Origin of the sequence: Chryseobacterium sp. MYb7 (genome assembly GCF_002979455.1) — a bacterium.
Classification (GTDB): Bacteria; Bacteroidota; Bacteroidia; order Flavobacteriales; family Weeksellaceae; genus Chryseobacterium.
Genome location: NZ_PCOU01000004.1, coordinates 98,947 through 112,592, shown reverse-complemented (window position 1 = coordinate 112,592; position 13,646 = coordinate 98,947). Strand labels below are relative to the sequence as shown.

The following is a 13,646-nucleotide window of genomic DNA, read 5'->3' as shown; positions in this document are numbered from 1 at the left end:
TGATATTATTGAGTTATAAAATGGAAAACTGCTACGATGATGAATCCTGCAGGAATAAGGATTGAATACCATGTTCCGAAAGCTTTGATCACCGGCGTATATTTTGGATGTCTTGCTCCGATAGACTGGAAAGAAGACTGGAATCCGTGTGCTAAGTGTAATCCTAGTAAAACAAAAGAGATCACATATAAAGCCACTCTCCAAAGATCAGCAAACTTCTCATGAAGTTCCGGCCAGAAACGTTCTGCATCAGGAGTCAATCCTTCTACATACTTGTAATTAATTTCATGCAACCAGAAATCATATAAGTGAAGCGCCAGAAACGCTAAGATAACAGCTCCGGAAATAATCATATTTCTGGACATCCATGAAGAATTCACTGATGCGTTGTTAGCTGCATACTTTACCGGACGCGCTTTATTATTCTTGATTTCAAGCACAAATCCCATAATGAAATGGAAAATTACTGCAAAACCAAGAATAGGCTGCATTAAGAACTGCACAAAAGGATTATAGCCCATGAAGTCTGATGCGGTGTTGAATGCATCCTTGTTCAGAACTGATAACAAATTGGTCGTCAAATGCAGTATAAGAAAAATCAGCAAAAATAGAGCTGATAATGCCATAGCATATTTTCTACCTATCGTAGAACTCGTTAAACCTGCCATATAAGTTTAAATTTGAATTTCTACAAAATTAAGAAAGTTTAACAATATCGAAAAGTGAGAAATCTCACAATTAGGCAGTTTGTAATGTTTCTAAATAAGAATTCCATACATTATTGATACAGGAAAACACATAAATTATAAAGCATTATTTAAGATCATAAACCTGATCTCGGAAAACTACTTTTTGAGAAGATGATGGGAGGGATTTTATTTCAAAATAATCCACTCTTCTTGAGGAACAATAGGGATTTATAATATACCGTAGAATTTTAGCTTTATCTTCCATATCAGAGATCCAAAAACAGACTTTATCTCTTCTTTTGACAGAAAAAACTTTGCTTTTACCCAAAGAATAAATCAACACCTCTTCTTTCTGATTTTCAAAGATATTACTTCCGATTCTTATCATCAGAAACGCAATAATAGCCATCGTTAACCTCATCATATATTTAAAATTGAACTTTAAAACAACCGGTCTTAATAAATAGACTATCATCAAAACCGACAGTACTTCAAACCCATTCATAGAAATATTTTCAAAGAACAAAAAGTCTACCTCCGCAAACCAATGGATTACTTTCAACAGAATCTGAATAACAAAGTCATATACTTTATTCAACAAGCCAAAATCAATTCCACAGGCGACAAAAGCTGTCATTATAAATGAGAAAACAATAATTATTTCGGAAAAAGGAACGATGACGAAATTGGCAATGATGGATATGAATGAAAACTGATGAAAATAATACAGCACCAAAGGAAGTGTTGCCAGCTGCGCGGATAAAGATATTGTAATGGTATTAAACAAAATTTTTTTAAGATAATGATCCTGTTTCGGAAAAAGTTTCAACAAAGGCTGATTCAGCCAATAAATTCCTAAAACAGCTAAAAAACTAAGCTGAAATCCTACATCAAAAAGCTGCTGTGTATCTCCCATTAAAATAAGAAAAGCTGATAAAGCCAGCGAATGAAGCAGGTCAGGTTTCCTCTGAAGCAATATGAAAACAAAATAAACATTCAGCATGATACAGGATCGCAAAACGGAATTTCCAAAACCAATAAAAGCGGCAAACAGCCAAATAAAAACCAAACTTAGAATAACTGCATATTTTCTGAATTGTAAAGGAATAAACCGAATCAATAGAAAATAAAACATCCCAAAAATAACCACAATGTGTGTTCCCGAAATGGCCAGAAAATGAACCAGTCCGGACTTATTGAAATCCTGAACTGTTCCTGCATCAATCTCCGTGCGGTCTGCCAGAATAATACCTTTCAGAAACTCTTTGGTTTTTTCAGAAATAGGGGTTTTATCAATTCTGTTAAGAGCCGTAAATCTATATTGCCGGAGTTGATCCGCCAACGTTAAGTCGTTTCGTTCTGCAGATACAATTTCTTTTGAAAAGTAGATCTGCTCATCAATATGCTTTCTTTTCAGATATTGAACATAGTTGAATTGAAAATCATGCTCAGGAGCTTTAGGTTTTGTAATATAAGCTTCCCCTTTATAATAATGAATAAAATCCAGCTCTTTGACATCTTTTGGAATATACAGAATTGAATTTAAATTTGCATTTCCCACCTGCACAATTCCTTCGTATTTTTTATACTTTTCGGTAGAATTTAATTTCTGAGAAATTTTGAAAGTAACCGTTTCTTTTTTAGACAAAGATGAATAAACATCCTCTGCAGAAGTGTTATAATGATGAAGAATAATTCCTGTGCCAAAGAACAAAAGTGCAAGCAAAACAACTTTCGTTTTGTGCAGAAAATAAGAATGAAAACATATTGCAATAAGTACAGCAAAACACACTCCAATTACTAAATAAAATGCAGCACCAGCCAACACCATCTTATCCTGAAAAACAATTCCAAGAATAAAAAATACGACCAGAATAAGAAGAGGCTGCTTTTTCAATTTCAATTAATTATCAAGGGAAAATAGATAATTAATTAATAGAATATGATCTCTTAGCTAACTAAAAAGCACCCCGTTATGCATCAAAAGCATCAACGGGGCACTTAATTTTTTTATGATAAATTCAGGATTGAAAGTATACTATTTCTTTTTCAGAAATTTATCCGTCAAACGCTTCGTTTCTTTGATATAAAATAAAGGATCTTTCCCATAATCTTCATATTTGAAATCACCTGCTTTTTTAGGGATGGCAGGTTCTATTTGTGTTCCTTCATGCCATTCATTGAATGATGTAATTCCGATAAAATCCGGATGTACTTTAACAGCAGCATCAAACATCTTTTCGTAATACTTTCCATTGTCTCTGCTTTTGAAATTCGCTTCGTTCCATGGGCGTATTCTTGTATCGGAATAACCAGGTCCTACGCAAGGAATAAAAATCAGGTTGTGATCTTTGGCGTAGCTGGCCATGAAATCCCAATTAGCAGTTGTGCTTCCATATACAAAACCTTCGCTGGCAAAATAGGTGTAGAAACCATCAAAACCCGATGTATCAAAGAATTTCGCATCATCTTTTTCAACCCAAAGCCCGATATAAAGCGCATCTAGATTTGTATTTCTAACTGTTTTTTCTTCATTTTTGGATAGCATTTTAGCCCATTCTTCTTTAGGAATTTTATAGCTGTCATATACATAAAACAGAGGCTTTCCTTCTTTTTTGTAGAAAGCATGGTGATGAGAATATGTTTTTATAAGATAAGAAAGCTGTTCCTTTAATTCTGTAGTATTTTTATAAAACGGCTCAATGTGGAATGCGATTTTTAAATCAAAACGATCTGCAATATCCAAATATTTGATAAGACTTTTATCCGTGAATGAATCTTTCCCCAGCCAGCTTACTACAACCACTCCTACTCCAGAGTCTTTGATCATTTTCATATGTTTTTCAATGATCTCTGCATCATTGGAACTATAATTTCCAAGTGACGGATAAAAATTAGCTCCAATATCATCTCCTCCTTGGTGATGTCCCAGATTGTTCCATTTCGGATTACTCCAGTGAGGAAGGATTTCATGGTTCCAATGCTGATAACTTCCATCCGTTGCAGGATTTGCGTACCAGCCATAATAAAATATCTGAACTTTCTCTCTTGAATTGCCTTGCTGGGCAGAACTATTTGAGAAAAACAATGTGAATATCAAGAATAACAGGAAACGGTTGCAATAATTCATCGTTAAAAAGTAGATTAAATTCTCAAAAGTTATGGTAAAAATTATACTTTTAATATCACCTCAGCAGCATGATCACTGGCGCCTTTTCCACCAAGCTTTTCTCTCAGAAGCTCATAGTCATTTAGAACCTGGGTTCTTTTTTCTCCTGATACAATTTTATTGAGCTCTTCTACAAGGTTTTTAGTATTCAGATCATTCTGAATCAGCTCTTTTACCACTTCCCTATTCATGATCAGGTTAACCAGAGAAATATAATTGATATTTTTCACTAATCTTTTAGCAATAGCATAAGAAATTTTACTTCCGCGATAGCAAACCACTTCAGGAATATTCAATAAAGCAGTTTCCAAAGTAGCTGTTCCTGAGGTAACCAAAGCGGCTTTGGAACATCTCAGCAAATCATAGGTTTTATTGGATACAAAATGAACATTATCATCCACATATTTCTGATAAAATTCTTTAGGAAGGCTAGGTGCTCCGGCAATCACAAACTGGTAGTTTTTAAAATGCGGTCTTACGGAAAGCATTATTTCAAGCATCTTTTCTACTTCCTGTTCTCTGGAACCCGGCAGCAGTGCAATGATTTCTTTTTCATTCAGTCCGTGTTCCGATTTGAAATTTTCAATGCTGATTTCCTTAAGATCCGAAATAGCATCCAGCAAGGGATGACCTACAAAATGAGAGTGAACGCCATGTTTTCTGTAAAAATCTTCTTCGAAAGGAAGAATGACCATCATTTCATCCACATATTTTTTGATAGTCTCTACTCTACCTTCTTTCCATGCCCAAAGCTGTGGAGAAATATAATAAATAACTTTAATCCCTAGTTCTTTGGCAAATCTGGCAATCCTTAGATTGAAACCCGGATAATCCACCAAAATCAGAACATCAGGTCTGTTATTCTGAATATCCCCTTTGCAGAATTTGATATTATTCAGAATGGTTCGTAAGTTCATCACTACTTCCAGAAATCCCATAAAAGCCAGATCTCTGTAGTGTTTTACCAGTGTTCCGCCCTGAGCTTTCATCAGATCACCACCCCAAAATCTGAACTCCGCATGAGGATCTTTTTGTTTTAAGGCTTTCATCAGGTTACTTCCGTGCAAATCACCTGAAGCTTCTCCTGCAATAATATAATACTTCATTTCTATAGTAAGGATAGAGAACAAATTAAAATAGATATGATCTTAATTCGTAAATTTGTTCAAAGATAATGATAAAAAATGTCAGAAGAATTTGAAATCCGGAATAAAGTTGCTGAAAGCGGCCTTATCAATTTTGACTTAGCCACTTTACTTCCAAAAGGGGAAAGAAAGGGAATTGACCTGAAAGATTTTCTTTTCCAGGAAATGATCCTGAAAGAAAAAGATTTCCGTGAAAAGGTAGAAGCAATAGATATTGAACAATATAAAGATTCATACATATATATTTACAACTCTGTAGATACGATTATCCCGCTTTGGGCTTATTTTGTATTAACAGCAAAACTTACAGATGTTGCCAAAAAAATAGTTTTCGGAAACCGTGAGGATCTTGATGTTATTTTAATGCACAATGCTATCCAAACCCATGATTTTGAAGAAATGAGAGGAAAGAGAGTTTTGGTAAAAGGCTGCTCTGATAAAGATATTCCGGAAAATGCCTATATAGAACTCGTAGAACAGTTAAAACCAATTGTAAAATCTCTGATGTTCGGAGAAGCATGCTCTAATGTGCCTATCATAAAGAACTAATATGAACAAATATTTTTCCGCCTTATTTTTGTTCATTATTTTTCTTGGGATCTACTATTTCGGAAGTTTTTCAAAAATTCCCTTTGCAGATTGTGTAGGATTTGTACTGATTGCAGAAACTGGAGTATGGGAAACCACAGCTACAGCAACCAGTCACTTTCTATATATCAATACAGTTATTTCTATTAAAAACCTGTTGGATATTAATGCCATTGAAGCCAGCAGATTTTTGGTTGTCTTTTCCGGCGCAGCAACGGTTTCCGTTGTTTATCTTACGGTAAAAAGTATTTCAAAAACAGAATGGACTTCTCTTACAGCAGCTTTTGTTTTTGGCTTTAGTTTTTCCTTTTGGAGAAATGCTGAAATAGTGGAAGTATATACTTATAATTCCCTATGGATAAGCCTTTTCTTCTTTTCGGTTATCAAAAGTTTTACTGAAAAGAAAAGAATGTATATCCTGTTGAGCAGTCTGTTTTTGGGAATCAGTTTATGGGTTCATATTCAAAACATTTTGCTTATACCCGCTTTATTGGTTTTCTTATTTTATTTCAGAAACGAAAAAAAATATGCAGCGGCTTCACTATTGATTTTTGCTGTATTATTCTGTTCTTTATTTATTCTGAATATTTCTCAGGGGCTTCCTTTTAAATCTCCTTATAGTTCTGATCAGGGAACATGGGTAGAGGATTCTTTGAAAAAAAGCACTATTCAGTATGTGAAAGATTTTTTCCAGTCTTTTGCGTATCTGATCTATAACTTCAACATTTTCACCTATTTTGGAGTTGCTGGAATTATTTTGTTGTACAAGACCAATAGAAAAATGTTTTTTGTTTTTGCAACAGGTGCGGTATGTGTATACGGATTTGCAACCTTTTATGCAGTATCAGACAATTATGTTTTCTTTTTACCTTTCAACATCATTTTCGCATTGTCCATCGGATATGGACTTTCCGCAGCAAAGTATGCAGGTCTGAGAAAATTTTCATGGATATGTTTATTGATTCCTGTGGGATATTTTGCCCTTTATAAAGCTATATTCCTAACAGAAAAGGGAAAAGAATTTCATGCCTTCAAAGAATATAAAGGCGGACTTGATTATTACATACTGCCATGGATGAATAACAATGTAGGAATTCTGGAATTCACTATTGACAAAAAACAAGCTCCCGAACCTATTGAATGGATGACCATCAGTGCAGTAGAATATATAAAACTTTTAAAGAGCAAAGGGTATACTGACGAGCAGATCAGAAAATTTTAACAATAATTATGAAAGCCTCTTATTTTATGAGGCATATTTTTTGATAACTTTGGTTCACTTAATACTTAATAAACACAAAAAATGAGTTTAATTGACCTACTTACAGGCAACACAGGCAACCAGGTTGCTGAACAGGCTGAAAACAAATTTGGGATCAGCAAAAATCAGGTAATCGCTTTATTAGCTGTTGCTACACCTCTTATTATTTCTTATCTTAGAAATAAATCTCAGGATGCCAAAGAAGCAGAAGCTTTAAATAGTGCTTTAGATAAAGACCACAACGGAAGTATTTTAAATGATGCTTCTCAGATCGAATCAAGACAAGCTGAAGGCGGATCTATTCTTGGTCATATTTTTGGTGATCAGAAAAGTAATGTTGAAAACCAGTTATCACAAAATACAGGAATTTCAATAGATAAAATAGGTCCTATCCTTGCCATGCTTGCTCCTGTAGTAATGGGTTATATCGGACAGCAGAAACAACAGAGCAATGTAGGAGCTGGTGGTTTAGGAGATCTTTTAGGAGGAATTCTTGGAAACGCTTCTAACCAGGCACAAGCTCAGCAGTCTAATCCTTTGAATGACATTCTTGGAAGTGTTTTAGGCGGCGGACAGTCTCAGTCATCTGGAAACCCTCTGAACGATATACTTGGAAGTGTATTGGGCGGTGGTGGAAACCAACAACAAGGCGGCGGTTTAGGCAGCATCCTTGGAAATATTCTTGGAGGTAAATAATTAATTTAATTTTCATAAAAAAAGACCGCAGACATGATCTTCGGTCTTTTTTATTTGGATTACTTTTTAGATTTTTCTTCAGAAGCGGCAAAAGATTTCGAGGCTTTTTTAGGTCTTCTTTTTCCATAACTTCCGGAATTAATCTTTCCTCTTCTTGATTTTTTGTCTCCTTTTCCCATAGTAATAAGTATTTGTTGTTATGACGAATTTAAAAAATACAAAACTAAAATCCAATTAATAAAGCTGTTAAAGTTTTATTAATTAGGGAGGGAAACTGGAGGATGGATGCTGGAAGTTACTATCAGGTTACTATTTTCAATTCTCTGTTATCGGATCAAAATCTTTACTATAATACTTGTTAATAATAGCTAGCTTAAATACTGCAGGCTGCTAGTACTTCATTCTTCAAGCTTCCATCATCATCTCTCCTAAACTTTTATTGTTTTCCATTTTCCTTTTCTAAATAAAATAAAGGCAACAATAGTAATTAGGGTTTCAGCAGCGGGGATTGAAATAAAAACTCCTTTCGGACCCATCTCAAGATATTTTGAAAGAAAATAGGCAAGAGGGATCTGAAACAGCCAGAAACCAAAAAGATTAACCCATGTAGGCGTCCAGGTATCCCCCGCTCCATTGAATGCATTGATCATCACCATCCCGATTCCGTAAAAAATAAACCCTGTACTCATAATCTGTAGCGCATTTTTCGCAAAATCTTTAATAGCCGTTTCCTGAGTGAAAAAACCAACTAAAAAATTTCCCATAAAAATAAATACCAGACTTACGATCAACATAAAGATAACATTATATTTCACGGTTTTCATTACCGACTGTTCTGCTCTCAACATTTCATTTGCCCCCATATTCTGCCCTACCAGCGTAGATGCTGCATTGCTTAGTCCCCAGGCCGGAAGCATAAAGAACATCATCAGTCTTAAGGCTGTCTGGTAACCGGCTGATGCATTTTCGCCTCCCGTGGTCGCTACCAATTCTGCGAGGAAAATCCAGCTGCATGAAGCGATAACAAACTGAAAGATCCCAGGGGTTGCAATCTTTATAATGGATTTGATTAATTCATAATTGGGTTTAAAATAAGGAATCTTTATTCGGATTTGGGTATCAGCCACTAAAAGATGGTACAACTGATAAATAACACCGATACTACGTCCTATTGTTGTTGCCAGTGCTGCTCCGGTCAAACCCAAAGCAGGGACAGGCCCCAAGCCTTTTATCAGAATCGGGCAGAGAATAATATTGGCAATATTCGCGATCCATAAACTTTTCATGGCAATCATTGCATTTCCAGCCCCTCTGAAAATACCATTGATTAAGAATAAAAGCATGATAATGGTACTGCTTCCCATCATAATTCTGGTAAAATTCTTTCCGTAGGCTGCTGCTTCCGGTTTTGAACCCATCAGAATCAGAATTTCTTCAGCATAAATCACTCCCAATAAACTTAAAATAAAAGTAATACCGAAAGAAACAAGCAATACCTGCGCAGCACTTCTGGAAGCCTGTTCAGGATTTTTCTCACCAATTCTTCTTGCTACCAAAGCGGTGGCCGCCATACTCATCCCAATCGCAATAGAGTACATTATCGAAAGAACTGATTCGGTAAGGCCCACGGTCTGAATAGCAAAACCACTTTCTTTCAAGTGACCGACAAAATAGAGATCAACAAGGGCAAATACAGATTCCATAGCCATTTCCAGCATCATAGGAATCGCTAAAAGCAGTACGGCACTTCTGATATTCACTTGCGTAAAATCGGTTTCTTCACCACTGAATGCTTTTTTCAAAAATTCAACATATTTTGTCATTTTGTAATCAATAATTTAGATAATCCCAAAAATACAAATCCAATTATTAGAAAAACTTAGCAATTGGTAATAAAATTTAATTTAGATTTGTATATTCTTAAAAATTATCCTTATGAAAAAAATAATCTCTACTACTTTTCTATTTGGAATGTTACTGTCTGGCAGTATGTTATCTGCCCAGAAGATGAGTCAGGAAAAGATGAAAGCCATTTATTCTGATGATATAGCTACTTTTAAAAAACAGTTTGTTCCGGGAGATTACAACAAATGCTTCCTCGTGGGAGACATCCTTTATTCACCTCTTGGTTTCAGTGTAATGTCTGACAGAAAGAATATTATCAACTTTCTTTTAGATAACAAGGCTAATGTAAATAAAAAATGTCAGAACAAAACACCTCTTGAAGTAGCTGATGAAACAAAAGGCAGCGAAGAAGTAAAAAGAATTCTGATTGCAAAAGGTGGTAATAGAATTTAAAAAAATCTAAAATCAACATATGAAACTTCCGAAAGGGAGTTTTTTTTATTTATAAAACCTGCAAAAATCTTATCTTTGCCAACGAAAAATTCAAGGTTCGGAATTGAACCTTAAACATTGAACTTTAAACAAATAATTATGTTTCGATCACACACCAACGGAGAGCTATCTCTGAAAAATCTGAATGAAGAAGTTACACTATCAGGATGGGTACAGACTATCCGTGATAAAGGATTTATGATTTGGGTAGATCTTCGAGATCGTTACGGAATTACCCAGCTGGTTTTTGACCAGGACCGCTCTTCTGCACAATTAATGGAAGAAGCAAAAAAACTGGGCCGTGAATTTGTGATTCAGGCTACCGGAAGAGTTATTGAAAGAGTAAGCAAAAACCCTAATATTCCAACTGGGGAAATTGAAATTCTGGTAGAAAAACTAACAATTCTTAACGATTCTCAGCTTCCGCCTTTCACTATTGAGGATGAAACAGACGGTGGTGAAGAATTAAGAATGAAATACCGTTACCTGGATATCAGAAGAAATCCGGTAAAAGATAAACTGATCTTCCGTCACAAGATGGCACAGAAAGTAAGAAATTACTTATCTGAAGAAGGTTTCATTGAAGTGGAAACTCCTGTTTTGATCAAGTCTACTCCGGAAGGAGCAAGAGACTTCGTAGTACCAAGCAGAATGAATCCGGGACAGTTTTATGCATTGCCACAGTCTCCGCAAACTTTCAAGCAGCTTTTGATGGTGGGTGGAATGGATAAGTATTTCCAGATTGTAAAATGTTTCCGTGATGAGGATTTAAGAGCAGACAGACAGCCGGAATTCACACAGATCGACTGTGAGATGGCTTTTGTAGAGCAGGAAGATGTGATGAACGTATTCGAAGGAATGACTAAAACGCTGATAAAAGATATTACAGGTCAGGAATTCGGAACTTTCCCAAGAATGACTTTCGCAGATGCGATGCAAAAATACGGAAATGACAAACCGGATATCCGTTTTGGAATGGAGTTCGTAGAATTGAATGAACTGGTAAAAGGAAAAGACTTTAAAATATTTGATGATGCAGAATTAGTAGTTGGAATCAACGTAGAAGGATGTGCAGAATATACGAGAAAACAAATCGACGAGCTTGTTGATTGGGTAAAACGTCCTCAGATTGGAGCTTCAGGATTGGTTTGGGCTAAATTCCAGAATGACGGAGTGAAAACCTCATCGGTAAACAAATTCTATAACGAAGAAGATTTAGCAAAAATTATTGAAAAATTCGGAGCAAAAGAAGGAGACTTAATGTTGATTCTTTCTGGAAACGAAAATAAAGTAAGAGCTCAGCTTTCAGCGTTGAGAATGGAACTTGGAAACCGTTTGGGATTAAGAAAAGGAAACGAATTCGCGCCACTTTGGGTAGTTGATTTCCCTCTATTGGAATTTGATGAAGAAAGTGGACGTTACCATGCGATGCACCACCCTTTCACATCTCCAAAGCCGGAAGATATCCACCTGCTGGAAACCGATCCAGGAAAAGCAAGAGCCAACGCTTATGATATGGTTTTGAACGGAAACGAAATCGGAGGTGGATCTATCAGAATTTTTGACAGAGATCTTCAGTCTAAAATGTTTGATTTATTAGGATTTACCAGAGAAGAAGCAGAAGCTCAGTTTGGATTCCTGATGAATGCATTTAAATATGGTGCCCCGCCACACGGTGGTTTGGCATTCGGATTTGACCGTTTGGTAGCGATTCTTGACGGAAACGAAGTAATCAGAGATTATATTGCTTTCCCTAAGAACAATTCAGGACGAGATGTAATGATTGATGCGCCTGCTTCGATTGCTGATGCACAGCTCGACGAATTAGAATTACAATTGAATTTAAAAGCATAAATGTAAAGCGGGGTATTTGCCCCGCTTTTTTTATATTCAAATTTCAGTAACCTTTAATATATCAAAGCTTTACACTGACAATATTATTCTCCAAACAATATTCATGAAATAACATTATTCAAGGCTCATATTATTATAAAATTCAGCAAAATTTATTAATTTATCAATAAAACAGACGTAATATTAGTATATTATGCAATTTTACACTCTACATCAAATATTCGTGAAATAACTTAATTTTAAATTTAATAGTAAAAAATAAAACATTATAAGATAATCAACGAAATTAATACACAAATAAAATAAAAACACAATAAAAACAATCAATATATTATGTTATATTCAAGTATAATATATTATCAATATATTTACAACATACAGCTGGGTTATAATGATGATTTAATCAAAATTAGGACTTAACTTATTTTGTAATCTTTTGCGTAGGGTAATACTATAGCTGTTCATATTTTACAACCTGATCACCAAACCAAAATTAAATAATATGAAAAGCAAACTATTACTATTATCAGGATGCCTTGTTTTGGCACTGAATTCATGTAGGACGGATATTGAAAATACACAAGCAGATTCAATGAACCCTACAACAGAAAACTTAGCCAATGCTAAGATTCACAAATTATTAATTGACGGAAAATACACCTATGTCAATGAAATCAATGGAGAATATTTTTATGCAGAAGACATTACCATTAGCCCAGAACAGTTTAATATATTACAAAAGCAGGCTAATTCTGAAACATTAACAGCAGAGAAAAGCACCATTGTAAGCGCTTTTATTAAGACATGGCCGAATGCAACGGTCTATTATACATTACCCAGCCAGGGGAGTCTGAGTACTCAGAGTTACAATACATTCCTTACCAATATCAACAAAGCATTTGACATGATTTCTTCTCAAACCAGTGTTCAGTTTGTTGAACGAACCAATCAAACAGAATACATCACCTTTACTTATACAACGAGTAACAGTTCTCCACTTGGATGGCAAAAAAACAGGGTTAACGGTATTAAAATTTATAATACTACATATCCTGCAATTATTGCTCATGAAGTAATGCATTCTATGGGAATCATGCATGAGCAGTGTCGCCCAGATAGAGATCAATACATTATTGTAGATGTCAACAAAGCTGTAGAAGGAAGCCGCCATAACTTCAATCTTTATAATGATTACGCAGGACATGGTGCATTTGATTTCGGCTCAGTAATGATGTATCAGTCTACAGACTTTGCTATAGACTCAAGTCAGCCTGTAATGACGAAGCTGGACGGATCTACATTTACCAAGCAAAGAACAGGATTATCTGCAGGTGATTATGCCGGTATAAATCATTTGTACGGACCTGTTAATTCCTCTTCTGCAATCAATGGAACTTATACCATGACCACAGCTTTAGCGAGTGATAAAAATTTAGATATTTCCGGAAGCTCTACTACGGATGGCACCAGCATCATTCTGTATTCAGCTTCTACAGGAAATAACCAGAGATTCACATTTACCAAATCAGATCATGGTTATTATACCATCAAATCCATATTGGATCCTACAAAAGTATTAACCGTAAAAAGTAACGGAACAACAAATGGAACCGCTGTTGAATTAAGAACCAATTCCAATACAGATGCTCAGAAATGGTTATTATTCAACCTGGGAAATAATGGTTTTGGATTTGCTCCTAAGAATGCACCAGCATTGAGATTAGAGGTAAAAAATGGCACCACAACCAATCTTACTCCTATTGTAATCGGTACTACGGACCAAACGGTTCAGCCTTCTACAAAGCAACGTTTTATACTTACAAAAGTTAATTAAACTTTTTTATACCAATAAAGAGGTTAGGAGATAAATTTCCTAACCTCTTTTGTCTTTTATATAATTCCCCGTT

General features: G+C 35.2%; 12 protein-coding genes. 6 read left to right on the top strand and 6 right to left on the bottom strand.

What is annotated here, in order from left to right:
• Nucleotides 1–5: 5 nt before the first annotated feature.
• The 4 genes from CQ046_RS05115 to lpxB all read right to left on the bottom strand — a co-directional run bounded on the left by CQ046_RS05115 (nucleotide 6) and on the right by lpxB (nucleotide 4,964).
• Nucleotides 6–668, bottom strand: coding sequence for a succinate dehydrogenase cytochrome b subunit (locus tag CQ046_RS05115; protein WP_047373501.1), 663 nt, complete (start codon nucleotides 666–668; stop codon nucleotides 6–8).
• A gap of 145 nt (nucleotides 669–813) precedes the next feature.
• Entirely contained in the window at nucleotides 814–2,586 is a 1,773-nt protein-coding gene (locus CQ046_RS05110; RefSeq protein ID WP_228406881.1) for a ComEC/Rec2 family competence protein, read from the bottom strand.
• A 141-nt stretch (nucleotides 2,587–2,727) separates the two neighbouring features.
• On the bottom strand, nucleotides 2,728–3,819 hold the full coding sequence (locus CQ046_RS05105) for a glycoside hydrolase family 99 protein (RefSeq protein WP_105701228.1): 1,092 nt from the start codon (nucleotides 3,817–3,819) through the stop codon (nucleotides 2,728–2,730).
• Nucleotides 3,820–3,860: 41 nt separating this feature from the next.
• Nucleotides 3,861–4,964 (bottom strand): lipid-A-disaccharide synthase, encoded by a 1,104-nt coding sequence (gene lpxB / locus CQ046_RS05100; RefSeq protein WP_105701227.1) that lies wholly within the window; start codon nucleotides 4,962–4,964, stop codon nucleotides 3,861–3,863.
• Nucleotides 4,965–5,042: 78 nt separating this feature from the next.
• Between lpxB and CQ046_RS05095 the strand changes: the two genes are divergently transcribed.
• The 3 genes from CQ046_RS05095 to CQ046_RS05085 all read left to right on the top strand — a co-directional run bounded on the left by CQ046_RS05095 (nucleotide 5,043) and on the right by CQ046_RS05085 (nucleotide 7,548).
• Complete coding sequence (locus CQ046_RS05095) at nucleotides 5,043–5,552, top strand: DUF2480 family protein (RefSeq protein WP_105701226.1); 510 nt, start codon at nucleotides 5,043–5,045, stop codon at nucleotides 5,550–5,552.
• Nucleotide 5,553: 1 nt separating this feature from the next.
• Nucleotides 5,554–6,813, top strand: coding sequence for a protein O-mannosyl-transferase family (locus tag CQ046_RS05090; protein WP_105701225.1), 1,260 nt, complete (start codon nucleotides 5,554–5,556; stop codon nucleotides 6,811–6,813).
• Nucleotides 6,814–6,894: 81 nt separating this feature from the next.
• On the top strand, nucleotides 6,895–7,548 hold the full coding sequence (locus CQ046_RS05085; RefSeq protein ID WP_105701224.1) for a DUF937 domain-containing protein: 654 nt from the start codon (nucleotides 6,895–6,897) through the stop codon (nucleotides 7,546–7,548).
• A 59-nt stretch (nucleotides 7,549–7,607) separates the two neighbouring features.
• On the opposite strand, the gene CQ046_RS05080 is transcribed toward CQ046_RS05085, so the two are convergent.
• Nucleotides 7,608–7,727 carry a 30S ribosomal protein THX gene (locus CQ046_RS05080; RefSeq protein ID WP_065119703.1) on the bottom strand — a complete coding sequence of 40 codons (120 nt, stop codon included), beginning with the start codon at nucleotides 7,725–7,727 and terminating at the stop codon, nucleotides 7,608–7,610.
• A gap of 249 nt (nucleotides 7,728–7,976) precedes the next feature.
• Nucleotides 7,977–9,371: an MATE family efflux transporter gene (locus tag CQ046_RS05075; protein ID WP_105701223.1), complete on the bottom strand. Its 1,395-nt coding sequence runs from the start codon at nucleotides 9,369–9,371 to the stop codon at nucleotides 7,977–7,979.
• 112 nt (nucleotides 9,372–9,483) lie between these two features.
• Here CQ046_RS05075 and CQ046_RS05070 point away from each other — a divergent pair, with 112 nt between their 5' ends.
• The 3 genes from CQ046_RS05070 (at nucleotide 9,484) to CQ046_RS05060 (ending at nucleotide 13,573) form a co-directional block, all read left to right on the top strand.
• Nucleotides 9,484–9,846 carry an ankyrin repeat domain-containing protein gene (locus tag CQ046_RS05070; protein ID WP_105701222.1) on the top strand — a complete coding sequence of 121 codons (363 nt, stop codon included), beginning with the start codon at nucleotides 9,484–9,486 and terminating at the stop codon, nucleotides 9,844–9,846.
• Between the two features lie 138 nt (nucleotides 9,847–9,984).
• On the top strand, nucleotides 9,985–11,739 hold the full coding sequence (aspS, locus tag CQ046_RS05065) for an aspartate--tRNA ligase (protein ID WP_105701221.1): 1,755 nt from the start codon (nucleotides 9,985–9,987) through the stop codon (nucleotides 11,737–11,739).
• A gap of 502 nt (nucleotides 11,740–12,241) precedes the next feature.
• Nucleotides 12,242–13,573, top strand: a complete 1,332-nt coding sequence (locus tag CQ046_RS05060; protein ID WP_105701220.1) for a M12 family metallopeptidase — start codon at nucleotides 12,242–12,244, stop codon at nucleotides 13,571–13,573.
• Nucleotides 13,574–13,646 lie beyond the last annotated feature (73 nt).

Coding starts and splice junctions, on each gene's coding strand:
- CQ046_RS05115 (WP_047373501.1), bottom strand. CDS start 668: ATGGCAGGTTTAACGAGTTCTACGATAGGTAGAAAATATGCTATGGCA.
- CQ046_RS05105 (WP_105701228.1), bottom strand. CDS start 3,819: ATGAATTATTGCAACCGTTTCCTGTTATTCTTGATATTCACATTGTTT.
- lpxB (WP_105701227.1), bottom strand. CDS start 4,964: ATGAAGTATTATATTATTGCAGGAGAAGCTTCAGGTGATTTGCACGGA.
- CQ046_RS05095 (WP_105701226.1), top strand. CDS start 5,043: ATGTCAGAAGAATTTGAAATCCGGAATAAAGTTGCTGAAAGCGGCCTT.
- CQ046_RS05090 (WP_105701225.1), top strand. CDS start 5,554: ATGAACAAATATTTTTCCGCCTTATTTTTGTTCATTATTTTTCTTGGG.
- CQ046_RS05085 (WP_105701224.1), top strand. CDS start 6,895: ATGAGTTTAATTGACCTACTTACAGGCAACACAGGCAACCAGGTTGCT.
- CQ046_RS05080 (WP_065119703.1), bottom strand. CDS start 7,727: ATGGGAAAAGGAGACAAAAAATCAAGAAGAGGAAAGATTAATTCCGGA.
- CQ046_RS05075 (WP_105701223.1), bottom strand. CDS start 9,371: ATGACAAAATATGTTGAATTTTTGAAAAAAGCATTCAGTGGTGAAGAA.
- CQ046_RS05070 (WP_105701222.1), top strand. CDS start 9,484: ATGAAAAAAATAATCTCTACTACTTTTCTATTTGGAATGTTACTGTCT.
- aspS (WP_105701221.1), top strand. CDS start 9,985: ATGTTTCGATCACACACCAACGGAGAGCTATCTCTGAAAAATCTGAAT.
- CQ046_RS05060 (WP_105701220.1), top strand. CDS start 12,242: ATGAAAAGCAAACTATTACTATTATCAGGATGCCTTGTTTTGGCACTG.